This window comes from Lentzea sp. NPDC059081, from assembly GCF_042738015.1.
GTDB lineage: Bacteria > Actinomycetota > Actinomycetes > Mycobacteriales > Pseudonocardiaceae > Lentzea.
Map to the genome: position 1 here is coordinate 51843 of NZ_JBHYGW010000014.1, position 25337 is coordinate 77179.

The 25337-nt window shown below is 71.2% G+C and carries 20 protein-coding genes; 7 read left to right on the forward strand and 13 right to left on the reverse strand.

Annotated features, from left to right (window positions below):
- Positions 1-97: 97 nt before the first annotated feature.
- Positions 98-1189, forward strand: coding sequence for a hypothetical protein (locus ACFWV3_RS27685; protein ID WP_382415169.1), 1092 nt, complete (start codon positions 98-100; stop codon positions 1187-1189).
- Here ACFWV3_RS27685 and ACFWV3_RS27690 read toward each other — a convergent pair.
- The 7 genes from ACFWV3_RS27690 to ACFWV3_RS27720 all read right to left on the reverse strand — a co-directional run bounded on the left by ACFWV3_RS27690 (position 1181) and on the right by ACFWV3_RS27720 (position 10692).
- A complete protein-coding gene (locus tag ACFWV3_RS27690) occupies positions 1181-2383 on the reverse strand; it encodes a D-arabinono-1,4-lactone oxidase (protein WP_382415171.1) in 1203 nt (400 codons plus the stop codon). The two genes, ACFWV3_RS27685 and ACFWV3_RS27690, sit on opposite strands and share 9 nt — an antisense overlap.
- Positions 2380-3909 carry a dipeptide ABC transporter ATP-binding protein gene (locus ACFWV3_RS27695; protein WP_382415173.1) on the reverse strand — a complete coding sequence of 510 codons (1530 nt, stop codon included), beginning with the start codon at positions 3907-3909 and terminating at the stop codon, positions 2380-2382. Before ACFWV3_RS27695 ends, ACFWV3_RS27690 begins: the two co-directional genes overlap by 4 nt.
- The gene (locus tag ACFWV3_RS27700; protein ID WP_382415175.1) at positions 3906-5552 is read right to left on the reverse strand and encodes an ABC transporter substrate-binding protein; all 1647 of its coding nucleotides are present in this window, start codon (positions 5550-5552) and stop codon (positions 3906-3908) included. Before ACFWV3_RS27700 ends, ACFWV3_RS27695 begins: the two co-directional genes overlap by 4 nt.
- Positions 5553-5590: 38 nt before the next feature.
- Complete coding sequence (locus ACFWV3_RS27705) at positions 5591-6580, reverse strand: ABC transporter permease (RefSeq protein ID WP_382415176.1); 990 nt, start codon at positions 6578-6580, stop codon at positions 5591-5593.
- A complete protein-coding gene (locus ACFWV3_RS27710) occupies positions 6577-7488 on the reverse strand; it encodes an ABC transporter permease (protein ID WP_382415178.1) in 912 nt (303 codons plus the stop codon). The genes ACFWV3_RS27705 and ACFWV3_RS27710 overlap by 4 nt, the downstream gene beginning before the upstream one ends.
- Before the next feature lie 166 nt (positions 7489-7654).
- Entirely contained in the window at positions 7655-8437 is a 783-nt protein-coding gene (locus tag ACFWV3_RS27715; RefSeq protein WP_382415179.1) for a siderophore-interacting protein, read from the reverse strand.
- Positions 8434-10692 carry an ATP-binding cassette domain-containing protein gene (locus ACFWV3_RS27720; RefSeq protein WP_382415181.1) on the reverse strand — a complete coding sequence of 753 codons (2259 nt, stop codon included), beginning with the start codon at positions 10690-10692 and terminating at the stop codon, positions 8434-8436. The genes ACFWV3_RS27715 and ACFWV3_RS27720 overlap by 4 nt, the downstream gene beginning before the upstream one ends.
- A gap of 79 nt (positions 10693-10771) precedes the next feature.
- On the opposite strand from ACFWV3_RS27720, the gene ACFWV3_RS27725 reads away from it, so the two are divergent.
- The gene (locus ACFWV3_RS27725) at positions 10772-11545 is read left to right on the forward strand and encodes a TetR/AcrR family transcriptional regulator (RefSeq protein ID WP_382415183.1); all 774 of its coding nucleotides are present in this window, start codon (positions 10772-10774) and stop codon (positions 11543-11545) included.
- Positions 11546-11591: 46 nt separating this feature from the next.
- Entirely contained in the window at positions 11592-11981 is a 390-nt protein-coding gene (locus tag ACFWV3_RS27730) for a hypothetical protein (protein ID WP_382415185.1), read from the forward strand.
- An 8-nt stretch (positions 11982-11989) separates the two neighbouring features.
- Here ACFWV3_RS27730 and ACFWV3_RS27735 read toward each other — a convergent pair whose 3' ends face one another.
- On the reverse strand, positions 11990-12232 hold the full coding sequence (locus tag ACFWV3_RS27735) for a hypothetical protein (RefSeq protein WP_382415187.1): 243 nt from the start codon (positions 12230-12232) through the stop codon (positions 11990-11992).
- A gap of 90 nt (positions 12233-12322) precedes the next feature.
- Between ACFWV3_RS27735 and ACFWV3_RS27740 the strand changes: the two genes are divergently transcribed.
- Positions 12323-13873, forward strand: coding sequence for a PQQ-binding-like beta-propeller repeat protein (locus ACFWV3_RS27740; protein ID WP_382415189.1), 1551 nt, complete (start codon positions 12323-12325; stop codon positions 13871-13873).
- Positions 13874-13906: 33 nt separating this feature from the next.
- Here ACFWV3_RS27740 and ACFWV3_RS27745 read toward each other — a convergent pair whose 3' ends face one another.
- Positions 13907-16504: a BTAD domain-containing putative transcriptional regulator gene (locus ACFWV3_RS27745; protein WP_382415191.1), complete on the reverse strand. Its 2598-nt coding sequence runs from the start codon at positions 16502-16504 to the stop codon at positions 13907-13909.
- A 231-nt stretch (positions 16505-16735) separates the two neighbouring features.
- Between ACFWV3_RS27745 and ACFWV3_RS27750 the strand changes: the two genes are divergently transcribed.
- Positions 16736-17380 carry a PP2C family protein-serine/threonine phosphatase gene (locus ACFWV3_RS27750; protein ID WP_382415193.1) on the forward strand — a complete coding sequence of 215 codons (645 nt, stop codon included), beginning with the start codon at positions 16736-16738 and terminating at the stop codon, positions 17378-17380.
- Here the strand turns inward: ACFWV3_RS27750 and ACFWV3_RS27755 are convergent.
- On the reverse strand, positions 17373-18182 hold the full coding sequence (locus ACFWV3_RS27755) for a Ku protein (protein WP_382415194.1): 810 nt from the start codon (positions 18180-18182) through the stop codon (positions 17373-17375). The genes ACFWV3_RS27750 and ACFWV3_RS27755 overlap by 8 nt on opposite strands.
- 87 nt (positions 18183-18269) lie before the next feature.
- Between ACFWV3_RS27755 and ACFWV3_RS27760 the strand changes: the two genes are divergently transcribed.
- Positions 18270-18623, forward strand: coding sequence for a hypothetical protein (locus tag ACFWV3_RS27760; protein ID WP_382415196.1), 354 nt, complete (start codon positions 18270-18272; stop codon positions 18621-18623).
- 49 nt (positions 18624-18672) lie between these two features.
- The gene (locus ACFWV3_RS27765) at positions 18673-19194 is read left to right on the forward strand and encodes a metallophosphoesterase family protein (protein ID WP_382415198.1); all 522 of its coding nucleotides are present in this window, start codon (positions 18673-18675) and stop codon (positions 19192-19194) included.
- On the opposite strand, the gene ACFWV3_RS27770 is transcribed toward ACFWV3_RS27765, so the two are convergent.
- From ACFWV3_RS27770 to ACFWV3_RS27780, 3 genes are read right to left on the reverse strand one after another with little or no spacing between them, the layout of a single operon-like run.
- Positions 19086-19880, reverse strand: coding sequence for an esterase/lipase family protein (locus ACFWV3_RS27770; protein ID WP_382415200.1), 795 nt, complete (start codon positions 19878-19880; stop codon positions 19086-19088). The two genes, ACFWV3_RS27765 and ACFWV3_RS27770, sit on opposite strands and share 109 nt — an antisense overlap.
- A gap of 16 nt (positions 19881-19896) precedes the next feature.
- Complete coding sequence (locus ACFWV3_RS27775; protein ID WP_382415202.1) at positions 19897-22773, reverse strand: discoidin domain-containing protein; 2877 nt, start codon at positions 22771-22773, stop codon at positions 19897-19899.
- Positions 22767-25316 (reverse strand): glycoside hydrolase family 97 catalytic domain-containing protein, encoded by a 2550-nt coding sequence (locus tag ACFWV3_RS27780; RefSeq protein WP_382415204.1) that lies wholly within the window; start codon positions 25314-25316, stop codon positions 22767-22769. Before ACFWV3_RS27780 ends, ACFWV3_RS27775 begins: the two co-directional genes overlap by 7 nt.
- Positions 25317-25337: the final 21 nt, after the last annotated feature.

Genomic DNA, 25337 nt, shown 5'->3' on the forward strand with positions numbered 1-25337 from the left:
GGGAAGGTCGCGAAGTGAGGACGTGGGTCACGAGCACGACGTCCGCCTGAGCTGCTCGCCACCGCCGTGAGGTGACGAGACGGGGCAGGTGAGACCGGTGCTGACCATGATGCTCTGCGGGGCCTCGGACATCGACGAGGTGCAGCGGGAGTTCGACGCCGTCGTCGGGGAGTTCGGCGGGGAGTCGCTGCACTTCACCTCCGGTCGGATGGTCTACGACAACAAGACGTCCTCGAGCTGGCCGGACAACTCCAGGGCGACCGTCCGGCGGGCCGACGTCTGCGTCTTCGCCGTCGTCGAGCAGGTCGGGGAGATCACCTGGCAGACCGAGTTCCGCGAGGCGTTGAGCCTGGGCAAGGCACTGCTGATCTTCTGCCGCCAGAAGACCTACCGGGAGTACCTCACGCTCCGCAAGAACGTGGAGGACCTCGACACCCTCAGGGAGGACAAGCGCAAGCTGGTCGAGGTCCTGAGCGAGCTCGAGTCCGGCCGTGCCCAGACGATCGTCCCCTACGAGCCGGGCCTGTTCGGGGTGGAGCTGCGGCGGCACCTGGCGCTGCTCTTCTCCGAGCTGGTGCGCGGCCGGGAGGAACGCGCTGCCCGGTCCGCGGTGCACGGTCTGCTGTCGGAACCGGAGCGGCTCACGACCGCGGACCTGGCGGTCGTGGCGCAGATCGCCGCGGACGAGCTCGAGAACAAGATCGTGCGCAAGCGGGCCGTCGCCGCACTCGCGCTGAGGCAGGCGGCGGACGACGAGCTGGTGCGAGCACTCGTGTCGAGCTCCGAGCAGGGCGTGCAGCGACTGGCCGTCGAGCACATCGCCGCGCTGTACCGAACGCGCCCGGCCGAACTCGAGATGTTCGAGATGCTCGTGTCGGTGGCCAACGCCTCCGACGACGTGGGCATCGGCCGCCGCCTGATCCCGGCACTGCTGGGCATCGACTTCGTCGTCGCGGTGACGGCGTTGTCCGCGTTGGACATGTCGGACGCCGGTGTGCGCCGGCGGTTGGCGCACGAGCTCGAAAGCCGCGAACAACTGGTCGACGGCCCGCACCTCAGGCGTGACGTGGTGGCGCTCCTGAAGAAGTGCCTGGAGGACGGCCAGGAGTCGGGCTGGCGCAAGCAGTGCAGGTCGTTCGTGGCCAGGCTCGACACACCGGCCGGGGACGGCGACCCGCCGTCAGCCTGACGTGGGCGACCCGAAGTAGCGGGTCAGGAACTCGTTGCGGAACACGCCCTTCGGGTCGTGCTCGGTCAACAGCGACCGGAACGCGTCCCACTGCGGGTACCGGGCCGCCAGCAGCGTCGGCGGCACGGTGAAGAGCTTCCCCCAGTGCGGCCGCGGAGCGATCGCCTCCTCCAGCCGGGGCAGCAGCGCCAGCACGGCGGGCGTGTTCGGCACCCAGGTGAAGTGGATGGCGAGGCTGTCGCGGTCGTAGGCGGGGCTGAGCCACGCGGCCTCGTCCGAGACGGTGCGGATCTCGCAGGTCTGCACCAGCGGCGAGATCACGGTCGACATCTCCGCCAGTGCGCGCAGAGCCGTCACGGCGCGCGATCGCGGCACGAAGTACTCGGTCTGCAGCTCCTCGCCCACGGACGGGGTGAACTCGGCGCGGAAGTGCGGCAGGCGCTCGTGCCACGGGCCGGGCACGCCGCCCTGGACCGTGCAGTGCAGGGCGGGCTGGCCTGGTACCGGGTGAACGGGTGACGAGGCGGCGCGGCCGGGGAAGGTGAAGGACGGTTCGCCGACCTTGTGCTTCACGAACAGCGTCGCGCCGCCCTGCCAGTCGACGAACGCGCTCACGCTGTAGGCGCCGGCGAAGATCTGGTCGAGCTGGACCAGCAGCGTCGTCCAGGCCACGTCCTCGTAGACGGTCTGCGCCACCTCGAACGACGGCACGACGTCCAGCGTGACGGTGGTGACGACGCCCAGGCCGCCCAGCGACACGACGGCGCCCGGTGAGGTCAGCGAGACCACCGAGCCGTCGCCTCGCAGGACCTCCAGCGACCGGACCGCGCCGGACAGCGAGTGCGAGCCGGAGCCGTGGGTCGCGGTGGCGACCGCGCCGGCCACGGTGATGTGGGGCAGCGACGGCAGCGTGTGCAGGGCCAGGCCGGCGTCGAACAGCCGGACGGACAGGTCGGCCAGGGTCATGCCCGCGCTGACCCGGACCGTGGAGCCGGAGACCTCGAACACCGGGGGCAGGCCCGCCAGCGACACGAGGGTGCCCGTGGTGTCGGCGATCGGGCTGAACGAGTGGCCCGAGCCCACCACGTGCACGGCCGAGGAGCCGCGGACGAGCGCGCGCAGGTCGTCGGCCGTGGCCGGCGTGACGACCTCGGCCGCCGTGAACGTGACGTTGCCCGCCCAGTTGGTCCTCATACGGACACGGTAAGCGCCGAAGCCAGCAATCGTTGCGTGTAGGGGTCCTGCGGCGCGGCGAAGACGGACGTTCCCTCCTCCACGACGCGGCCCCGGTGCAGGACGGCGACGCGGTCGGCGAGGTGCTGCACGACGGCCAGGTCGTGGCTGATGAACAGGCACGCGAACCGCAGCTCGCGTTGCAGCGACCGGAACAGGTCCAGCACGCGGGCCTGCACCGTCACGTCCAGGGCCGACGTCGGCTCGTCGGCGATCAGCAGGTCCGGGTCCAGTGCGATGGCACGGGCGACGCCCACGCGCTGGCGCTGGCCGCCCGAGAGCTCGTGCGGGTAGCGGTCGCGCAACGCCGGGGACAGCTGCACGGCGTCGAGCAGCGAGTCGACCTTCGCGGCCAGCTTCTCGCCGCGCAGCGCCGTGTGCAGCACCAGCGGCTGGGCGATCGAGCGGGCGATCGTGGCGCGCGGGTTCAGCGACGAGAGCGGGTCCTGGAACACCAGCCCGATGCGGCCGCGGTCAGCCCTGCGCAGCGCCGAGACCTCCTTGCCCGTCACGGTGATCCGCCCGCCGTACGGGGTGAGGCCGGTGATCGCGCCGCCGAGCGACGACTTGCCGGACCCGGACTCGCCGACCAGGCCGAGCGTCTCACCGCGCCCGATCTCCAGCGACACCTCGGAGACCGCGCGGACCTTGCCGTACGTCACCGAGACGTCCGACAGCACGAGCACCGGCTCCTGGACGGCGCGGACGGGCAGTTCGCGGGTTTCCAGCGGCAGCACCGAGTCGAGCAACGTCCGCGTGTACGCCTCGCGCGGTGCGGAGAAGACCTCCTGGACCGGACCCGTCTCCACGACCCGGCCCGCGTTCATCACCACGACCCGGTCCGCCAGGTCCGCGACCACGCCCATGTCGTGCGTGATCAGCAGGATCGCGACCCCGAGCCGGTCGCGCAGGTCCCGCAGCAGCCCCAGGACCTCGGCCTGCACGGTCACGTCCAGCGCCGTCGTCGGCTCGTCGGCGATCAGCAACGACGGCTCGTTCGCCACCGCCATCGCGATCACCACGCGCTGCAGCTGCCCGCCGGACATCTCGTGCGGGTAGGCCTTGAACCGCTCGGGAGGCAGCCCGACCAGCCGCAGCAGCTCCACCGCCCGCGCACGGGCCTCTGCCCGCGAGACGGACCGGTGCACCCGCACGGCCTCGACGATCTGGCTGCCGATCGTGAACACCGGGTTGAGGGCGCTCATGGGTTCCTGGAACACCATGCCGACCTCGTTGCCCCGCACCTCGCGCAGCTCCTCGGCGGACAACGAGTACAGGTCGCGCCCGCCCAGCAAAGCCCGTCCGGACACGGAGGCGGTGGCGGGCAGCAGCCCGAGCAACGACATCGCGGTCACGGTCTTGCCGGAACCGGACTCGCCGACGACGGCGAGCACCTCCCCGGCGGTCAGCGAGAACGAGACCTCGCTGACCGCCGGGGAGGAACCGAAGTCCACCGAGACGTTCTCGACGGACAGCAGGGCACTCACTTGGTGATACCCACCTGGAGGTAGTTCGGGTACGCCGGGAAGTCGGCGATGAAGAAGTTGCCGACCTTCGAGCCGTGGATGAACGAGTTGCGGGTGTAGATCAACGGCACGACCGGCGAGTCCTGGAGGATCTTCTTGTCGATCGCCGCCCACTTCTTGCCGGCCTCGACCGCGTCCACTGTGGACTGCGCCTCCTCGATCAGCTTGTCCACCTCGGGGTTCGAGTACCGCGAGGTGTTGTAGCCGCCCTTGCCGATCTCCGAGGTGGCGAACAACGGCTGGATGTTCGCGTTGGCGCTGGGGAAGTCCGGCTGCCACGACGACAGGGTCAGGTCGTAGGCCGGGTTGTCCGAGAGGTTCGTCTCGGTCTCGTACGCGTCGGCCTCCAGCGACCGCAGCGTCACCTTGATGTTCGCCCGCGCCAGCGCCGCCTGGATGGCCTCGGCCTTCTCGGTCTGGTTGTTGGACTTGTTGAGCACCAGTGTGAGGCCGTCCAGGCCGTTCGGGAGACCGGCCTCGGCGAGCAGCGCCTTGGCCTTCTCCGGGTCGCCCTCGGGCTTGGTCTGGTAGAGGTCGAACTGCTCGCGGCCCTCGATGCCCTGCGTGATCAACGTGGTGGCGGCGTCACCGGCCAGCGCGGCGGTGCCGGCGGAGGCGATCTGGTAGGCGGACTTGTTGACCGCGTACTGGAACGCCTGGCGCACCTTGACGTTGTTCAGCGGAGCCTTCTGCGTGTTCAGCGCGAGGTAGGCGATGGCACCCGACTTCGACGTGACGACGCGCGACTTGGCGGAGGCGTTGGCCTGCAGCTGCGCGAGCTGGGCGGGGGAGGCGAACGAGGCGCCGAACGCGAACCTGTCGTCACCGGAGTCCGCGGCGAGGCGCTGCGAGACGACCGAGGCGTCCTGGCCGAGCTGGATCACGATGTCGTCGGGCAGGCCGGCGCGGACCTGGTCCTTGGAGCCGTCCCAGTTCTGGTTGCGCGAGAGCTTGACCTCGACGCCCTTCGAGTACGTCGCGATCTGGTAGGGGCCCGACGCGATGGCGTGCTCCTGGTAGTCGGGCTCGGCGCCCTTGCCCTTCGGCACCGGCGCGAACGCGGGCGTGGAGGCGATCCACGGCCAGTCGCCGTACGGGCGGGTCAGCTTGAACGTGATCGTCCTGGCGTCGGGGGTCTCGATCGAGTCGAGCTCCTTGCCCTCGAACGGGCCCTGGTAGCCGGCGCCGCCCAGCAGGTCCTTGTGGTAGCCGAGGCCGCCGCCGAACGCCGGCGCAAACGACCGCTCGACGCCCCACTTCACGTCCGCGGACGTGATCGGCGTGCCGTCGCTGAACTTCAGGCCGTCCTGCAGCACGAACGTCCAGGTCTTGCCGCCGTCGGTCGTCTTGCCGGTGTCGCCGAGGTCGGGGACGACCTTCGCGGGCTGGCCCACGGCGTTCTGCCACCCGGTCAGCCTGCGGTGGACGAGGCCGAGCGTGGTGATCGCGAGGCTCGACGACTTGGCCGGGTCGAAGTTGATCGTGCGCGACTCGGACAGGATGCGCAGCGTGCCGCCCTTGTCCGGTTTGGCCGCGGCGTCACCGGGAGCCTTCTGGTCGTTCGCGGCACACGCGGCCACCCCCAGGGCCCCGACCAGCGCCACGGCAAGAATCCTCTTGCTGTACAACGGACTTTCCTCCCTCAGGTGAGCCGTGCTCGCGGGTCGAGCAGGCCGTAGGACAGGTCGACGACGGCGTTGGCGACGACTACGAGAAAACCGGCGAACAACGTGCAGCCGAGCAGCGTCGGCAGGTCGCGGTTGTGGACGGCGTCGATCAGCAGGCCGCCCAGCCCCGGCAGGCTGAACACCCGCTCGGTGATCACCGCGCCGCCGAGCAGCGAGCCGAACTCGATGCCGGTCAGCGTCACGACGGGTAGCAACACGTTGCGCAGCGCGTGTTTGCCGACGACGGTCCGTTCCTTCACGCCCTTGGCGCGGGCGGTGCGGATGAAGTCCTCGCTCATCGTCTCCAGCATCTGCGAGCGGGTGAGCTTCACGTAGTGGGCGCCGTGCGCGAACGCCAGCACGCACCACGGCAGGACCAGGCCCCACGCCCACCGCACCGGGTCCTCGGCGAACGGCGTGTAGTTGCCGACCGGTACCACGTTCAGCTGGAACCCGAGCACGAGGATGCCGAGCAGGCCCACGAGGTAGACGGGCGCGGACACCCCGATCACCGACCCGGCCAGCGCCGCCCGGTCGAACCAGGAGTCCTTGCGCAGCGCGGCGTACACGCCGATCGCCACCCCCACGCCGACCCACAGCACGGCGGCGCCGACGGCGAGCGAGAACGTGACCGGCAACCGGCCGCCGATCAGCTCCAGCACGTCGGTGTTCTGCCGGAACGAGTAGCCGAAGCACGGTGCGGCGCAGTGGATCGCGGTCGCGCCGGTGCCGAACGTCCTGCCGGTGAAGATGCCGCCGACGAACGTCAGGAACTGCTGCCACCACGGTGCGTCGAAGCCCATGAACTCCCGCGCCAGCGCGAGGTTCTCCGGCGTGCACGGCTTGCCGCACGCCAGCAGCGCGGGATCCGACGGAACGAGGTAGAACACGACGAACGTGCAGAAGGCGACGATCAGCAGCACGAGCACCATGCCGCCGAGCCGCGTCAGGGCGAGCCGGATCACCGGGTCACCGACCGGGGGTCGAGCGCGTCCCGCAGGCCGTCACCCAGCGCGTTGAAGCCCCAGGTGACGGCGAAGAGCGCCAGTCCTGGGAAGAACAGGTACGCGGGGTCCACGGCCACCCAGTCGATCGCGGCGCTGATCGAGCGCCCCCAGCTCGGCGTGGGCGGCAGCACGCCGACGCCGAGGAACGACAGCGCGGCCTCCAGACCGATCTTGCCGGGCACCGACAACGTTGCCATCACCAGCACCGGGCCCCAGAGGTTCGGCAGCAGCTCGGAGCGGAACACCTGCCACGGCGAGGCGCCCAGCGTTCGCGCGGCCTTCACGAAGTTGCGCTCCTTGAGCGTGAGCACCTGGGCCCGCACGATCCGCGCCGTCGACGGCCAGCCGAAGAACCCGATCACCACGACCAGCAGCAGCGTCCGCGGGAACTCGGCGGGCACCACCGCGCCGAGCGCGATCATGAACACCAGGTACGGGAAGCCGAGGAACACGTCGGCGCTCCACGTGATCACCCGGTCGACCCAGCCGCCGAGGTACCCGGCGGCGGCACCGATGAGCACGCCCAGCCCGATGGACACCAGCGTGGCGGCGAGGCCGATGAGGAACGACGTGCGCGCGCCGTGCACCACGATCGCGAACAGGTCGCGGCCGGTCAGCGGCTCGACGCCGAACCAGTGCTCACCGCTCACCCCGCCGAGCGACCCCGCCGGCAGGCCGGTGGCGGGGTCGAGCGCGGTCGCGTCGTAGGTGTACGGGTCGTGGCCCTCGAGGGCGGTCAGGAGGTCCGCGAAGATCGCGACCAGTGCGATCACCACGACGGTGACGGTGCCGGTCAGCGCCCAGCGGTCCCTCGCGAGCACCGACCGGATCGCGGCGGGCACCGACCGCGCGACGGGAGTGGACAACGTTGACCTGCTTCATCGGATTGATCTGTCGTGGCGCACGGTAGGCCGTTCCGGTGAAGCCGTCTCCCACGTCCACAACGTGAGAAGTGTTCAGCGCTATTACTTCAGTGTTGAGTGAAATAAATGTTCGCGTGCAGGTGGGAGACCAACGTTCGCCGCGGTCGGGTCACTCGCCGAGAGCGGCGATCCGCTCCTGGGCCTCGGCCAGGTCGTCGGCAGTGGGCGCGTCGTCCTGGGTCAGCGACCGCCGCCAGTAGCCGGCGAACTCGATCTCCTCCTTGGGCACCCCGAGCGCGACGAAGTGCCGCCGCAGGGTCCGCACCGCGGAGGCCTCGCCGCCGAGCCAGACCCACGTCGACGCCGGCACCTCGACCGCCCTCACGGCCGAGACCAGGTCCTCTCCCGCGCTGCGGTGGACCCACCGCACGCCGGGGACGTCCTGTTCTTCCAGCGGGTCCGCGACCTCGATGATGGCGGCGAACCGCTGCCCGGACGGCAGGAGTTCCAGCAGGGAGGCGATCGCGGGCAACGCCGTCTCGTCGCCCGCGAACACCAGCAGGTCCGCGGTTCCCACCGGACGGGCGTAGTCGGGGGACGGCCCGAACCGGCCGATCACGTCGCCCGGCTGAGCCCTCGCGGCCCACGCCGACGCGGGTCCGTGGTCGCCGTGCAGCACGAAGTCGACGGTCAGCACCCCGCCGGCCAGCGACCGGACGGTGAAGCTGCGCATCCACGGCCGTTCGGCCTCGGGCACCGCCAGGTAGGCCTGGTACCAGACGCCGACGTCGGGGGAGTCCGAGACGGACGCGGAGCAGCCGGGCTTGGGGAACAACAGCTTCAGCTGCTGGTCGGGCCACGTCCTGACGTCCGCCAGCCCGTCGCCGGTGAAGGTCACGCGGGTCATCCGCGGGGTGAGGGGTGCCACGGAGGTCACCGTCAGCGTGCTCACGACAGGTACTCCTTCAGGTGCCGGGCGGTCAGGGTGTCCGAAGTGGACACGAGGTCGCCGGGGGTGCCGGAGAACACGACCCGGCCGCCGTCGTGGCCCGCGCCGGGACCCAGGTCGACGATCCAGTCGGCGTGCGCCATCACGGCCTGGTGGTGCTCGATCACGATCACGGTGTTGCCGGCGTCGACCATCTGGTCGAGCAGGCCCAGCAGCTGGTCGACGTCGGCGAGGTGCAGGCCGGACGTCGGTTCGTCCAGGACGTACGTCGAGGCCTTCTCCGCCAGGTGGATCGCGAGCTTGAGCCGCTGGCGTTCGCCGCCGGAGAGCGTGGTGAGCGGCTGGCCGAGCGACAGGTACGCCAGGCCGACGTCGTGCAGGCGGCTCAGCACGGAGCGCGCCTGGCCGGACGGGAAGAACTCGCGGGCCTCGGCCACGGACATGGCGAGCACCTCGCTGATGTTCTTGCCCCGCAACGTGTAGCGCAGCACCTCCGGCGTGAACCGCTTGCCCTCGCACTTCTCGCACACGGTCGCGACGCCCGCCATCATCGCCAGATCGGTGTAGACGAGGCCGATGCCCTTGCAGTTCTCGCAGGCGCCCGCGGAGTTCGCGCTGAACAACGCCGCCTTCACGCCGTTGGCCTTGGCGAACGCGGTCCTGACCGAGTCGAGCAGGCCGGTGTAGGTGGCGGGGTTGGACCGGCGCGAGCCGCGGATCGCGGACTGGTCGACCGTCACGACGTCCTGGCGCCCGCGCAGCGACCCGTGGATCAGGGACGACTTGCCGGAGCCCGCGACGCCGGTGACGACGGTCAGCACGCCGAGCGGGAGGTCGACCGAGACGTCCTTGAGGTTGTTGAGCCGGGCACCCTCGATCGTCAGGAAACCACGGGGGGAGCGGAACTGCGGCCGGATCTTGGCGCGGTGGTCGAGGTGCCGTCCGGTCAGCGTGCCGGACGTGCGCAGGCCCGCCACGTCGCCGGTGTAGCAGACATGTCCGCCGTGGACGCCCGCTCCGGGACCGAGGTCGACCACGTGGTCGGCGATGGCGATCGTCTCGGGCTTGTGCTCGACGACGAGGACCGTGTTCCCCTTGTCGCGCAACCTCAAGAGCAGGTTGTTCATGCGCTGGATGTCGTGCGGGTGCAGGCCGACGGTCGGTTCGTCGAACACGTAGGTGATGTCGGTGAGCGACGATCCCAGGTGCCGCACCATCTTGACGCGCTGCGACTCGCCGCCGGACAACGTGCCGGACTCGCGGTCGAGCGACAGGTAGCCGAGGCCGATCTCGACGAGGGAGTCGAGGGTGTCGCGCAAGGTCGCCAGCAGCGGCGCCACCGACGGGTCGTCGATCGAGTGCGCGAACTTCGCGAGGTCGCTGATCTGCATGGCGCAGCAGTCGGCGATGGTCACGCCGCGGATCTTCGAGGCCAGCGCCGCCTCGTTCAGGCGGGCGCCCCGGCAGCTCCCGCAGGTCGCGAACGTGACCGCGCGGTCGACGAACGCCCGGACGTGCGGCTGCATCGAGTCGCGGTCCTTGGCCAGGATCGTCCGCTGCAGCTTGGAGATCAGGCCGTCGTAGGTGACGTTCGTGCCGCCGATGTTCAGCTTCGTCGTGGGCTTGTGGAGGAAGTCGTCGAGCTGCTGCTCGGTGAACTCGGAGATCGGTTTGTCCGCGGGGTAGAGGCCGGAGTTCGCGAGCACCTGCCAGTACCAGGTGCCGACGCCGTAGTTCGGGGCGTCGATCGCGCCGTCGTTCAGCGACCTGGACCGGTCGACGATCGCGTCCACGTCGATGGTGGTGACCTTGCCCAGGCCCTCGCAGGCCGGGCACATGCCCTCCGGCAGGTTGAAGCTGAACGCGCCGGACGTGCCGACGTGCGGTTCGCCGAGGCGGCTGAACACGATCCGCAGCATCGTGTGGGCGTCGGTGGCGGTGCCGACGGTGGACCGCGAGTTCGCGCCCATCCGCTCCTGGTCGACGATGATCGCCGCGCTCAGGTTGTGCAGCGCGTCCACGTCCGGCCGCCCGATCGCCGGCATGAACGACTGCAGGAACGCGGTGTAGGTCTCGTTGATCATGCGCTGCGACTCGGCCGCGATCGTGCCGAAGACCAGCGAGGACTTGCCGGAGCCGGACACGCCGGTGAAGACGGTCAGCCGGCGTTTGGGGACGTCGAGCGACACGTCCGCGAGGTTGTTCTCTCTCGCCCCGCGGACCTGGATCACGTCGTGGCTGTCTGCGACAGCGTTCACAGCTGTTCCCCCATGATGATTCTTTATGGCGTAAAGTATCGATCGACGAGATTACTTTACGTTGTAAGGAGTCGCAACCGTGGTCGTCTACGCAGGTCAGGGCGACCCGCGCCGGTCCATCGAGCTCCTCTGGCGCGGGCCGGTCGCGGAGAAGCGGCCCGGCCCGAAGCCGGGCTTGGGCGTGGACGTGATCGTCGACGCGGGCATCGCCGTCGCCGACGAGCAGGGCATGGCGTTCTCGATGCGCGCGGTGGGGGAGCGGCTGGGACGCACGGCCATGGCGCTCTACACGTACGTGCCCGGCAAGAACGAGCTCGTCGACCTCATGTACGACCGCACGATGGCCGAGCTGCCCACCTCCTACCCGCTGGAGGACGGCTGGCGCCCGGCGGTCACGCGGTGGGCGCACGACATGTGGGAGTGCTACGGCCGCCACCCGTGGGTGTTGCAGGTGTCGCAGGCACGCCCGGTGCTGGGGCCGCACGAGTTCGGCGTGACGGAGTCGCTGGCGGCGATCCTGGTCTCGACCGGCCTGCCCGGCCGTCGGCTGCGCGGCATCGCGGGCGCGATCAACTACTTCGTGCGCGGAGCGGCCCAGACCGTCGCCGAGGCGCGGGCGGCGAGCGGCGCGACGGGGGAGGCCGACGAGGAGTGGTGGTACGCGCGGTCCGCGGTGCTCCTGGAGATCGAGCCAGGGCTGGCGGAGAAGTACCCCATGCTCCACGTCCTGGAGAGCGACCGCGAGCCCGTCGACCCGGAGCTGCCGTACCTGGAGAACGACGCCGTCGAGAACTTCCGCGGCGGGCTGCGCGTGCTCCTCGACGGCATCGAGGCGGCTGTGGCAGAACCGTGACAAAGCGCGGACGTTCGCGGCACATGGGCTCGATGAGATCGGGTCCATGGCAATCGGGCCCGGACGAATCGGGGGACTTCTCGCGCTCGTCGTGTTCGCGATGGTGCTGACGGCGCAGAGCACCGCGGCCACGACGCCGCCGCACGCCGACGACGTTCCCGCGGTGATGCGGATGGAGTACCGGGAGAACGGCCTGACAGCGGCGGTTCACGCGCCGCGCACCCTCGTCGGCGAGCGGAAGCTGGTGCTGAGCTTCCGGGGCGGCGACGCGTACGCGGAGGAGCTGGCACGGCAGGGGTTCGTGGTCGTGCTGGTGGACGACCGCCTGGCGCTGGACGGGCACCGCGACCTGTGGCGCGAGCTCGCCCGCGGTGGTGGTCCGCTGGTGGAGCGGTTCAGCGGGTTCGTCGGCCACGTCGTTGTGGCAGAACCGTGACACGATCCTCACCGGTCTCCCACGAACACGCGGTGAGATCTGCGCATGGTGATCGGGAAAGTCGTACTGGTGCTCGCGTGCGCGATGGCGCTGACCGCGCCGGTGATCTCGGCGACCCCCCGCGCGTCCGGCCCGCACGAGGTGGCCGCGTCCGTGCGATGCCCGCCCGGCACGACGCGCAAGGCCCACCGGTGCTGCCCGCGCGAGGCCGTCGGCCGGTCCAGGGCCGGGACGTGGCGGCTGTGCCGCATCAACCGATCGGTTAAGCCTCGACGAGACTTTCAGCCGACGCGTCCCCCTTCCGCCGCTGCCAGAGTGGGCGGCGGAAGGGGGAGATTTCCATGCTCAGAACCACAGCGCTGCTCACGGCCGCGCTAGTAGTGCTGACCTCGTCACCCGCCACGGCCCACGCCGGCGGCGACTGGGCGGGGTGGCAGAAGGACCTCGCCGGGTCGAGGCACAACGCCGCCGAGTGGCGCATCGACAGGAACAACGCGGGCAAGCTCAAGCTGAAGTGGGCGTTCGCGCATCCCAGGGGTGACTTCAACGGGGTCCGCAGCCAGCCCGCCGTCGTGGGCGACACCGTGTACTTCGGCGGCCCCGACGGGAAGTTCCACGCCCGCAACGCGCGCAACGGCGACGCCAAGTGGGAGTTCACGCTCCCGCCGGCGAGCCGGTACGCGTACAACTCCGACGGTCCGACCGTGGCCGGCGGCAAGGTGTTCTTCGGTGACAGCACGAGCCGGCTCTTCGCGCTCGACCAGCGCACCGGCCGCCTCCGGTGGCAGGTGCAGCTCGACGACGGCGTCGCCTCGACGACCACCAGCTCGCCGATCGTCCACAACGGACTGGTGTACGTGGGCACGTCGAGCGGCGAGAACACGTTGCCGATCACGTACGCCTGCTGCACGTTCCGCGGCCACGTCGACGCCTACGACGTCGACAACGGGGCGTTGGTCTGGCGCCACTACACGGTGCCGGAACCGGTCGAGGCCGGGACGTGGCCCAACGGCGCCAAGCGGTTCGAGCCGTCGGGCGCCGGGGTGTGGAGCTCGCCGGTGATCGACCGCAGGACCGGCACGCTCTACGTCGGCACGGGCCAGAACTACACCGGCAAGGGCGGCGAGTTCGACTCGCTGCTGGCGCTGAACGCCCGCACCGGCGCGGTGAGGTGGACCAACCAGGTCACGAACGCCGACACGTGGCGCGACGCCTGCAACACCCCGGACGCCGAGGGCTACTGCCCGGGGCTCGAGGACGGCACCAACCTCGACTACGACATCGGTGCCACGCCGAACCTGTTCACGGTCGGCGGCAGGCAGCTCGTCGGCGTCGGGCAGAAGTCCGGTGTGTACCACGTGTTCGACGCCACGACGGGGCAGGTCGTGTGGCGCCGGCAGCTCGGCGTGCCGCTGCCCAGCGGTGGCATCTCCGGCATCCAGTGGGGGTCGAGCTACGACGGCGAACGGCTCTACATCGCGACCTACTACGCCGACCCCGGCAAGTTGTTCGCGGTCGACCCGGCCACCGGTCGCGTGCTGTGGGAGACCCCGGCACCCGAGGACGGCTGCAGCACGGGCGGGGCGGCCGGCCAGGCGGCCTGCGCGCGGGCACACGGCGTGCCGGTGTCGAGCTCGCCGGGCGTGGTGTGGCTCGGCGCGGGGGACGGCAAGTTCCGCGCGTACGACGCCCGGACCGGGCGGATCATCTGGACCTACGACACCGTTCAGGACGTGCGCGGGGTCAACGGGCTGACCGGGCGTGGCGGCCTGATGGCCGGGCCGGGGACCGGTGCGGTGGTGTCGAACGGGATGGTGTTCGTCCAGTCCGGCTACTACCCGGAGTTCACCGGCAACGCGAACGGGCCGGTGCTGCTGGCGTTCGGCCTGTAGCGGGGAGCCGGGGTGGCGCCCGCCGCCCCGGTCTCACCCCGTCAGCTTGGCGAGCACCAGATCGGCCGGCAGCCCCGCCTCCGTGCACAGCTCCACCGACCGCCGCCACGCCCGCCGGGCCAGCTCGGCGTCACCCGCGGCCTCGTGGGTGTCGCCGAGCTCCTCGTAGGAGCGGGCCTCGAGCGCGAGGTCGCCGCTGCGCCGGAAGTGCTCGGCCGACTCGGCGAACGCGTGGGCCGCCCGGTCGTGGTCGCCCAGGCCCAGGTAGGCGGCGCCGAGGTTGTCCCAGGTCTCGGCCTGGCCGAAGACGTGGTCCAGCGCCCGCCACATCGGCATCACGCGCTCGGCGTACTCGACGGACCTCGCGTACTCGCCCAGCTTGGCGTAGCCCCACGCCAGACCGGTCAGCGCGTTGGCCTGCCCGTACTCGTCGCCGCACTCCTCGAACAACGCGAGCCCGCGGCGCGTGTGCTCCATCGCCTCCGCGATCCGGTCGTCCGGGTGCAGCATCGCGAGGTTCAGCAGCACTCCCGCCTGGCCCGCCGGGTTGCCCTGGTAGACGTCGAACGCGCGCTCCAGCGCGGCCGTCGCCTCCGCGAGCCGGTGAACCCGGCTGAACGCGCGGCCGAGGTTGATCAGGGTGCGGCCCAGGCCGTCGGTGTCGTCGAGCTGTTCCAGCGCGGCGACCGCGAGTTGCTGGGAGGTCAGCAGGTCGCGGTAGCGCGCCTGCCGGTCCAGGACGTCGGCGAGCGACCAGCCCATGAGCCACGTCTGCGCCGGGGTGCCGTGGGGCATCGCCGCCATCAGCGCCGGGTGCTCGGACATCAGCCACGCCAGTGCCTCCTCCGGCGTCCCGAACTCCTGCACGACCACGCCCGCGACCGGGTCCGGGGTGGCCGGGCGGTGGCGGGTGGGGGTGAACGCGACGCCCGCCTCGACGCTCGTCAGCGCCAGGTGGTCTAGCAGCCGGTGCAGCGCCTCGTCGCGTTCGCCCTCCAGGGCCAGCTCGGCGGCGTAGTCGCGCAGCAGGTCGTGGCAGGTGAACCGGCCGGGCTCGGACTCGTCGAGCAGGTTGGCCCGCGCCAGCTCCGCGAGCAGCGCCCCGGTCTCGCGCATCGGTTGCCCGGTGAGGGAAGCGGCGCCCGCGAGGCTGATGTCCGAGCCCGGCATCAGGCCCAGCAACCGGAACAGGCGCAGCGCGGGCGGGCTCAACGCCCGGCAGGAGTGCGAGAACACCGACCGCAGGTCCGCCGTGACGTCATCGTCGTCGGCGAACGCGTCGAGGTCGGCCAGCTCGTCCGCCAGTGCCGCCAGCGGGAACTCCGGCTGCGTCGCCGCCCGTGCCCCGGCCACCGCGAGCGCCAGCGGGAGACGGGCGCAGCGGCGCACCACCGTGTCGACGGCCTCGGGTTCGGCCTCGGCGCGGTCGTGGCCGATGCGAGCGGCCAGCAGCTCACGGGCGTCGTCCGGAGGCAGCAGCCCCAGCGGCAACGAGTGCGCGTGCGCCGGCTTGAGCGCCGTCCGGCTGGTGATCACGACGTGGGTGGTGGATGTGCGCGGCAGCAACGGCTCGATCTGGTCGGTGTCGGTGGCGTTGTCCAGCACCATCAGCATCCGCTTGTCCGCCAACGCGTCCCGCAGCAGCTCCGACTGCCCGGCGAGGTCGTGCGGCACCTGCGCGCGCGGCACGTCGAGCGCGGCGAGGAACCGCAGCAGCGCGTCGCCGGGGCTCACCGCCGCGCCGCTCGGCCCGAACCCGTGCAGGTTCACGTAGAGCTGGCCGTCCGGGAACCGCTCCGCCACCCGGTGCGCCCAGTGCACGGCGAGCGAGGTCTTGCCGACACCGCCGGTGCCGGTGATCACCACGACGCCGTGGGGCGCCTGGTCGAGGGCGGCCAGCTCCACCGCCCGGCCGGTGAACGGCTTGGGCGGCGCGGGCAGCTGCCGCGGCGCCGAGGCGGACTGCAGCCGCCGGTGCAGGAGCATGAGGCTCCGCGACGGTTCGGCGCCGAGCTCCTCGGCCAGCCGCACGCGCACGCACTCGAAGTGCTGGAGCGCCTCGGCCGTGCGGCCGCTGCCGTGCAACGCCTCGATCAGCTGGGCGGCCACGCGTTCGTTCATCGGGGACCGCTCGGCGAGCGTCCGCAGCTCGGGCACCAGCGCGCCGTGCTCGCCCCCGGCCAGCCGCACGTCCACGTGGTCGAGCCGGGCGGCGACCAGCTCGGCCGCGAAGTCCGCGCGGCACTGCCGGGCCCACGGCGTGTCCAGCGTGGACAGCAGGTCCTCTCTCGCGAGGGCCAGCGCCTCGGCCGGCCTGCCGGTCCGCACGAGGTGCCGGAACAGGTGCAGGTCGATCTCCAGTGGATCGACCCGCAGCGCGTACCCCGCCGCGCCGCGCTCGATCAGGCCGGGCAGCGTGTGCCGCAACCGGGTCAGCCACGTCTGGGTCATCGCGCGGGCACGGGGCGGCGGCGCGTCGCCCAGGACGCGTTCGACCAGCTCGTCCGTGCCGACGACGCGGCCCGCGTCCACGAGCAGCACGCCCAGCAGGGCCGCGAGCCGCGTCGGGCCGAACTCGGTCAGACGGCCGTTCGTCCGCGCCGAGATCCCGCCGAAGACCGTGAAGCGCACGACGATCACCGTAACCGTTCCCGAGAGAACCTCACAAAAGAAGCACCTCTCGCAGTTCGCTGCCCCGCGTCGGCCGCAGTGCCGGCGGTCTCCTCTGTGAACGCGCGAGGAGCCGATCCGGTTGACGCGGACCGCGGTTTCGCGGGGCGGCGGAACTCTAGAGCTTTTCTCAGGTTGCTGACAGCAGACTCCTAGGCGAGCAGGGCTTAGTGGAGGTCAGGGAGGTCCGCCATGCTGATCGATCGCACCATGCCATTGGGCACCGCGCTCACCGTCACCTACGCGACGGACCGAGGGCCGCGCACGTACAACGCCGACGCGTACGCCTACGGCCGCCGCACGTTCGTCGTCGCCGACGGCGTGGGTGACTCCACGGCCGCCGCCGAGGCCGCGCACGCCGCCGCTCAAGCCGCGGCCCTGCTCACCGACCCGGTCGCCGCGATCCTCGCGGCCCGCGACGCGCTGCAGGTCCACCGGGGTGACGCGGTGATCGTCGTCGCCGCGGCTCGTCCGGACGGCGGCTTCGACGTGGCGTGGGCCGGTGACGCCCGTGCGTACGCGTCGGACGGTGAGGACCTGGTCCAGCTCACGACGGACCACACGGTGGGCGAGTACTTCCGCGAGCGCGGGATCAAGGCGGAGCCGAGGATGGACCACGTCGTCACCAACACCGTCCGCCACGCGACCACCGAGAACATCGGGCGGGCGATGACGCGGGCGCGGCGGCTCGCTCTGGTGTCCGACGGGGTGTACGGGCCGTTGGGGCACAGGGGGATCGAGGCGATCATGGCCGGCGGGGCGTCGTCGGCGCGGCTGGTGCGGGCGGCCCTGCACGCGGGCGGCACGGACAACGCTACCGCGCTCGTCGTCAGCTGACCTTCTTCTTGCCCGCGCGCTTCTTCTTGCTCGCCTCGACGCTGCGCTGCAACGCCTCCATGAGGTCCACGACGTCCGTGGCGGCCGCGGGCTCGTCCTCGACGACGATCTTGCTGCCCTTCTGCTTCGCCTTGATCAGCTTGGTGACGCGCTCGGTGTAGGTGTCGCGGTAGGCCTTCGGCCGCCAGTCGTCCGCCATGGACTCGACCAGCGACACCGCCATGTCGAGCTCCTTGCCGCGGGGTGCCCTGCCCTCCGGCGCCACGTCGAGCACGTCCTTCGGCTGGCGGATCTCGTCGGCGAAGTAGAGCGTGTGGACGGCGAGGACGCCCTTGTCCTCCTTCATCGCCGTCAGGTACTGCTTGCCGCGCATGACGAACATCGCGATGCCCGCGCGGTTGGTCTTCTTCATCGCCTGCGCGAGAAGCAGGTACGGCCGGGAGAACTCGGCCTTCGCCGGGCCGAGCCAGTAGGTCTTCTGGAAGTGCACGGGGTCGATCTCGTCGAGGTCGACGAACGCCTCGATGTCGAGCGTGCGCGACCGGCCCGGCGCGATCTCGTCCAGCTCCTCCGGCTCGACGACCACGTACTCGCCGCTCTCGACCTCGTGTCCCTTCACGATCTTGTCGTAGGGCACCTCGCGGCCGGTGCGCTCGTTGACCCGCTTGTACCGGATGCGGTCGGACGTCCCGCGCTGGAACTGGTTGAAGTGGACCGTGTGGTCCTCGGTGGCGCTGTACAGCTCCACCGGGATGCTCACCAGGCCGAAACTGATCGACCCGCTCCAGACAGCTCGTGCCATTGAGGACAGGTACCCGCCTCGTGCAACCCCAAACGTGTGCTCCGCGTTTCCTGCTGGTGATCGACTGATTCCACTGGGAGGACATGCATGAGGTTGCTACTGGGGAGCCTTCTCGCGGTGCTCGCGCTCGTCGGGGGAACCGCGGCGGCGCAGGCGGACGTGCCGCTGCCGCCGTACCCGCAGGTGACGACGTGGGCCGACGTGAACGTCCGCACCTGCGAGTCCACCGCCTGCCCGGTCGCGTGGGTGATGAAGGCGGGCACGATCGCGAACGGCATCTGCTGGACCCGCGGCGAGAACGTCCAGGCGTACGGCATCTGGAACGACGTCTGGATCAAGGTGAGCAGCATGGACGGCGGCCGCTACCTGGCCAGCGCCATCTTCTTCGTGGGTGACAATCGCGCGAACCTGCCGTACGAGAACGACTGCGGCGGGCTGTGACACCCGGCCGGACCGGCGCCGCCGCGCCGGTCCGGCTACCGTCGGCGACGTGAGAGTGGTCGTGCTGTCCGACACCCACGCGCCGCGGTTCTGGAAGCGGTGCCCACCGGCCGTGGCGGCGCACCTGCGGTCCGCCGACCTGATCCTGCACGGCGGCGACGTCTGCGTGGCTCCCGTGCTCGACGAGCTGGCGCAGTACGCGCCGGTCGTGGCCGTGTGCGGCAACAACGACGGGCCGGACGTGGTGGCGTGGGGAGCGCCCGAGACCGTCGAGCTCGACATCGACGGGCTGCCGGTCGCGATGATCCACGACAGCGGTCAGAAGACCGGGCGGTGGGCCAGGATGCGCCGCAGGTTCCCGGCGGCGCGGCTGGTCGTCTTCGGACACTCGCACATCCCGTGGGACGAGGAGCGGGACGGGCTGCGCGTGTTCAACCCCGGTTCGCCCACGGACAAGCGGCGTCAGCCGCACGGCACGATCGGGCTGCTCGACGTGGTCGACGGACAGCTGCTCGACGCGCGGGTCGTGCCGGTGACCCACCCGGCGAGCCGGGGACCGAGCAGCTCGTAGACCTTCGGGTCGAAGGCCATGCCGGTGTGCGTGCTGTGCACCTCGACGCACTCGGCGCACGGGTCCTGGCACAGCTGCCACGGCACCACGCCGTCCGAACGCGAGAAGATGGAGATCGCGGGCACCCGCAACGGTTCCGCGAGCGTGCGCACGTGTTCCTCGAAGCACGGTCCGCGCATGCAGTCGTCGTCGAGCAGGCCTGGCACACCGGCGGCGGCGAGGCGGGTGAGGAACCGCGCGATGCGCATGACGTCCGGGTGGGCGCCGAGCGGGTCCAGGACGGGGCTGCCGATCATGACGAGTCCGCGGACCAGGTCGGGCCGCCGGGCGGCGGCGAGACGCGCGAGGCCGCCGCCACGGCTCTGGCCGAGCAGCACCACGGGGCGACTCGTGCGCTCGGCGTGCTCTTCGGTGCTGCGCAGGACCTTCGCCAGCAGGTCCGCGGTGCATCCGACGGTGAACCCGACCCCGGCGAGAACCGGTCGGTAGCCGCGCGCACGCAGCCACGAACCGGCCGGCGAGAGGCTCACGCCGCCCGCCCCGAAACCGGGCACGAGGACCACACCGAGACCGCCGCCCCGATCGGGATCGGCGGTGCGCCACACCGGGTGACGCCGCAGTCGCGGTATGTCCCACAACGCCCTGAGCGCGCTTTCCCGCGCCGCAGAACGCACTCCGTCGAACATGCCTCTGGTTTGCCGTCTAAGCGGGACCTAAACCGAGACTTCGCAGCGATGCGTGTTCTGGTCGCCAACTCGTCGAAATCGCCACGTACCGTGCGGTCTTGGACGTGCCGTAGGCCTTGCCGTCGAGGCTGTACGTGACGGTGTGCGGTGGTGGAAGCCCGTCGGTCCACTTCAGACTCACCGCACCAATGGCGTGCGGCGCGCCCAGGTCGACGACCATGCGCCCGTCCCGGCCGGGAGTCCACGCGGTGCGGCCGGACCCGTCGACCGCGTTGGCCGGGTCGCTCATGCCGGGCGGCAGGACCGAGCCCGGGAACGTCACGCGGCCCAGTGCGAGGTCGTCGAACGGGAACGGCTGCGCGCCGGGCACGGTCACCGTGCGCTCTCCCCGTCCGAGCACGACCTGCAGCGTGACGCCGTCGCGGTGGGTCAGGGCGAACCGGGCGGGACCGCCGCGGAACGTGACCCGGCGGGCGTCGTGCACGATCGCGGTGATGCCCGGCGGGATGCCGCGGGCGGTGAACCACGGAGCCTCGACCCGTGCGGTGGCGGCGGGCAGTGCGAGGGCGTACTCGGTACCGGTCGCCGTCGTGACCTGCGTGCCCCGGTAGAGGCGGGTGCCGTGCAGGCGGACGGTTCCGGTGACGTCGGCGTGCGAGAGGTTGAAGAGCGTCAAGAACCCGTCCGCGGTGCTCGCCTGGACGGCCGCGGGGCACTCCGGTGCCGGTGCGGCCGCGATCGCCCGCAGGTCGGCGCGGACGTAACCCTCGACCAGACCGGCCGGGAGCGTGATGGTGTCGCCCTGCACGGTGATCGCGCCCGACCGCGTGACGAAGCCCGCCCGTCCGTCGACGTCGAGCCACCCCGGCGTGCTGAGATCGGGCCTCGGGTACTGGACGGCCGTCGTCCACTCGGTGCCGTTCACCGACGTCTCGATCCGGTAGGCGCCCGCGGCCGCCGTCTCCCAGCGCAACCGCACGCGCTGGACGCTCGTGGGTACGCCCAGGTCGACGGCGATCCAGCTGTCGGCCCGGCCGCGGTCGGCGCGCGCGACCGCCCAGCGCGTGGCCGGGTCGCCATCGGTCGCCTTCGCCGGTTCGCAGCCGGGGTCGAACGACGACGCCGTGGTGGGAAACCCTTGCCGTGAGTCCACTTCGAAGTCGAACAACGAGTAGCCGTAGGTCGGGTGCGGCGTGACGCCGGCCATGCGGACGTGTCGCGCCGTCGTCGCCGGGAACGTCAGCTCGTCGACGCGGAACCCTTCCCGTGCGGGGACGGTCACCTTGCCCGCCGACCCGGTGTAGGTGCGGGAGCCGGTGAGGCCGGGCATCCCTGCCATCGCGAGGTTGTGCACGTCCACGCGTCCGGGCTGGGGGAGCGCGCACACGATCGTGCCGGTGGGCAGCGTGGCGGTGCCGGCGAACCCGTCCGCGAACCGCAGCACGCTCGCCGTGGCGTCGAACCCGTCGCGGACCTCGCGGTGGACGACGGTGGCGCGGCCGGTGACCGCTTTGGGCGGCAACAGCATCGGCGTCGCGCCGCTGATCTTGAACAGCCAGTCGTCGTGGTGCGGTTGCCAGGCCAGCTTGGTGAAGCCCGGCTTGGTGACCGTGCCGGCCCACGCCCGTTCCGACTGGTGGGTCAGCAGGCCGGGGTCGTCGCCGTGGTCGATCGTGATCGCCGCCCGCGCGAAGAAGTCCTGGTCCGGCACCGGTGGCACGGGTGGGCGCAGCTCGTGCAGCAGGTAGCTGATCGCGAGCTCGGCGCGGGCCTCCGGCTCGTACTTCGGCTCGCCGGAGAACTTCGCCAGCCGGTGCACCGGCGGGTGGGCCTGGTAGGCGAGCAGCCGGGACGCGAGCGCGGCCTCGGCGCGGGCGGCCATCGGGTCGCGCAGCACGGTGGAGCGGAACGCGAGCGGGATGACGTCACGGCCGTAGAGGTGCTCGCGGTCGTTCACCATCGGCATCAACGGCTCGCCGGCGTCGCTCATCGTCGCCAGGATGGTGCGCCACAACAGTTCCCCGTTGGGTTGCTTGGTCAGCACCTCGGGCAACGGCCTGCCCGCGAGCAGGAAGTGCACGGCGTTGCGGCCGGAGGTGCGCCACAGCTCTTCCTGGTAGTGCGGGCCGAACGAGCCGTGGTTCTCGACGAGGAACGTGTCGTGCAGGTTCGTGGCGGTGTTGGCCGAGATCGGCACACCGTCCACTGTGGAGGGATTGGCGAGGTCGGCCGCCGGCAGCCCCGCCTCGTTGCGGCTCCAGCGGGTGAACGCCTCGCGCCACCCCGGCCCGTCGCCGTGCCAGGCGAGTCCGGGGGCGAGGGACTGGGCGTAGACGCCCATCTCCTCCAGCTTCGTGTCGCCGCGGTGGCCGCCCTCCTCGCCGTTCGGCGTCCAGCTGCCGGAGCGCGGGTCGTCACCGGTGCCGAGCGACGTGGTGTAGTCGGCCTGGCCGCGGGCGATCGTCTCGACGTTCGTGCGCGTCGATGCGTCGAGGTCCGGCCAGAGGAGCCGGGCGGCCAGCACGAAGTACGACTGGAACGTGGTGTCCCAGAACAGGGTCTTGCCCCACTCGGTGCCGCCCGCGAGGACGTTGCTCGCCGCGAAGTGCCGGATCGTGGCGAGCGTGTGCTGCCGCAGCATGTCCTTCTCGACGCCCGCGAGCGCCGCGTCGTAGCTGCCCCTGGTGAGCAGGACGGCGTTGCCGAGCACGACCGCGAACCCGAAGTCCGTGCGCCGGTACCGGCCCGCCGTCGCGTCGTACTGCGTCTCTGCCCACCGCGTGTGCCGGAGCAGCACCTCGTAGTAGGTGTCCTTGAGCTGGGCGAGCTCCACCTTCGGTGCCAAGGTCAGGAGTCCGGTGGCGGCCAGGAAGGTCCTGCGGTTGATCAGCATGTGAGCGTCGGCTCCGCCCAGTCGGCGTGGTCGAAGTTCTTGCCGTCGCCGCCGTCGGTGACGCGCAGGCTGAGCATCCGGACGCCGGTCACGTCCACGTCGATCGGCCGCGCCGCGCCCTTCCCGGTGATGGTCCCGCTGTCGTACAACGGTGTGTCGTCGCCGTACACCTGGAACGCGACCGACCCCGGCTGCTCGGTCTCGTCGTCGAGGCCGATCCGCGCGGTCAGGTGCTCGCAGCCGCGGCCGAGGTAGACCGAGACCTCGGACGAGGCGTGCACGCCGATCCCCTTGGCGTAGGTGACGCCGCCGATGCTCAACGCCTTGCCGTCACCGCCGTCGCTCTCGCCGTTGGAGCGGTCGCGTTCGACCGGGCCCCAGCCGTTGGACTCGCTCATGAACGGCAGATCGCCGACCTGCGCTCCGTTCGCGGGGACCGGGGGTGGTACGAAGGCCTTGACCGCCTGCTCGACGTGCACGCCGTCGCCGAAGGTGGCGACGACCGGTACGTCCACCGGGCCGATCTCGGTACCGGCCGTGAGCTGCCAGCTGCCGCTGACCGACTCCCCCGGTGCGAGCGCGGTGCGGGTGACGGCCGGTCCGCTGACGGTCCAGCCCTCCGGTGCGACGGCGGTGAGGCTGACGTCGCGGATCTCCCTGTCGCCGTTGGTGAACGTGCCCGCGACCTGGAGCCGCGAGCCGGGCGGGGTGTCGGTGGTGGTCGTGGGGGTGACGGTCAGCGTGGTGCGCGGGACCTGGCGGATCGGCTGGTCGCACGTCTGCAGGCCGGTGCTGTACCGGCAGATCACCGCCGCGAAGCCGCCGTTGGCCCTGGCCGGGACGGCGAGGGTGTCGGTGCTCCTCAGGACCTGGCGGTCGCGCACGACGTCGGCCCTGGTCGCGGGGTCGCGGACGGTCTCGACCAGCCACTGGCCGCTGCCGAGGAAGCTGAGTGGTGCCCTGAGGGTGCGTTCCCGCGTCGCGATCCCGCCGATGAACCACCTGTCGCCGCTGCGGCGGGCGACTACGGCGTGCGAGTCGGGGTCGCCGTCGAGCAGCCGGGTCTCGTCCCAGACCGTCGGGAGCTGGTCGAGGTAGCGCAACGCCTGCGGGTGCCGTTCGTAGGCCTCGGGCCCGTCCGCGAAGTGCGTCCAGCCCGACTCGTACACGACCGGCAGCGCGACCTCGTGCGCGATCGTGGCCTCCTTGGTGCCGGTCTCCAGCGACACCGGCGTGTAGTCCATCGAGCCCGCGACGTTGCGGGTGAAGAACTGCACGGGGTTGTTGGCGGCGGGCGGGGAGTTCTCGGCGCCGCGCACGGCCTCCATCGAGAGCACGTGCGGCCAGGTGCGGGCGAGACCGTGCGGGATCGTGGAGCCGTGGAAGTTGACCATCAGCTTCAGCTCGGCCGTCTTCTGCAGCACCGCGTCGTACCAGCGGTAGCGGTCCTGCGAGTCGGACTCCATGAAGTCGAGCTTCACGCCCTTGGCGCCCCACTGCTTCACCCTGGGCAGCACGGTGTCGCGTTCCTGCTGCGTGTCGAGGTCGCTCCAGCGCATCCAGAGCAGGATCTCCACGCCCCTGGCCCGCGCGTAGCGGATCAGCTCGGGCACCCACGCGGCGCTCCAGCCCTCGTCGACCAGGGTGTACTCCCACCCGTTGCGGGCGGCGAAGTCGACGTACTGCTTCTGCCGCGCGAAGTCGCTCGGGCTGGCGTGCTCGCTGAGCCACGACCACGCGACCTTGCCCGGCTTGATCCACGACGTGTCGGTGTACTTCGCGGGCGTGGCGAGGTCGTCGACGAGCGTCGAGGTGCTGACGGTGGCGAGGTCGCCGACGATCGCGGTGCGCCACGGCGTGCCGCCCGTCGACTGGACCTGCGCGTCGGCCAGCACGACCTGGAACCCGCTGCCGCTCTTGCGCAGCCGGCTGCCCGCGTACCGTCCGTCCACATCGGACTCGGTGAGCAGGGCGAAGTCCTGGCCCGCCTGGAAGAGCGACGGGTAGCCGAAGTCGCCGCTCGCCTCACCCGCGGTCGTGCGCACGCGGTTGGCCTCGTACCAGGCGTTGTAGGGCAGCAGCCACGCCTTGGCGTCCGGCGCGACGGTGAAGCTCGACGCCTCCGCGGTGATGGTGGCCGGCGCCAGGACGTACCGGTAGGCGATGCCGTCCTGCGCGGCGCGCACGACCAGGTCGAAGCTGCCGTTCGCGGCGCGGAAGCCCAGCGTCGTCTCGGTCATGCGGGTGGTGCGCTGCACCCGTTTGCCGGTCGTCATGGCGTACCGGTCGGTGACGACGCGGTCGGACCGGCCGGTGAAGGTCAGACCCTGGCTGAGGTCGGCCGCGGTCGTGGTGAGCCCGACGGCGGCGGGCTGCAGGACGGTTCTGCCTTGCCGCTTGACGGCGAGAGTCAGTCTTCCGCTGGTCAGTGCCACTTCCGCGGTGACCTGGCCCGGTCCGGTGACGGTCCAGCCGGTCGGCGCGGCGACGGCGGGTGCGGCGGGCAACAGCAGGGCGAGCACGAGGACGAGCAGTCGCGACATCGTTGTCAGCTCCCGGTGGTG

Excerpts from the sequence above, each read along its gene's own strand:
- ACFWV3_RS27690 (WP_382415171.1), bottom strand. The coding sequence starts at position 2,383 with ATGAGGACCAACTGGGCGGGCAACGTCACGTTCACGGCGGCCGAGGTC.
- ACFWV3_RS27730 (WP_382415185.1), top strand. The coding sequence starts at position 11,592 with ATGGCAATCGGGCCCGGACGAATCGGGGGACTTCTCGCGCTCGTCGTG.
- ACFWV3_RS27735 (WP_382415187.1), bottom strand. The coding sequence starts at position 12,232 with ATGCGGCACAGCCGCCACGTCCCGGCCCTGGACCGGCCGACGGCCTCG.
- ACFWV3_RS27740 (WP_382415189.1), top strand. The coding sequence starts at position 12,323 with ATGCTCAGAACCACAGCGCTGCTCACGGCCGCGCTAGTAGTGCTGACC.
- ACFWV3_RS27750 (WP_382415193.1), top strand. The coding sequence starts at position 16,736 with ATGCTGATCGATCGCACCATGCCATTGGGCACCGCGCTCACCGTCACC.
- ACFWV3_RS27755 (WP_382415194.1), bottom strand. The coding sequence starts at position 18,182 with ATGGCACGAGCTGTCTGGAGCGGGTCGATCAGTTTCGGCCTGGTGAGC.
- ACFWV3_RS27760 (WP_382415196.1), top strand. The coding sequence starts at position 18,270 with ATGAGGTTGCTACTGGGGAGCCTTCTCGCGGTGCTCGCGCTCGTCGGG.
- ACFWV3_RS27770 (WP_382415200.1), bottom strand. The coding sequence starts at position 19,880 with ATGTTCGACGGAGTGCGTTCTGCGGCGCGGGAAAGCGCGCTCAGGGCG.
- ACFWV3_RS27775 (WP_382415202.1), bottom strand. The coding sequence starts at position 22,773 with ATGCTGATCAACCGCAGGACCTTCCTGGCCGCCACCGGACTCCTGACC.
- ACFWV3_RS27780 (WP_382415204.1), bottom strand. The coding sequence starts at position 25,316 with ATGTCGCGACTGCTCGTCCTCGTGCTCGCCCTGCTGTTGCCCGCCGCA.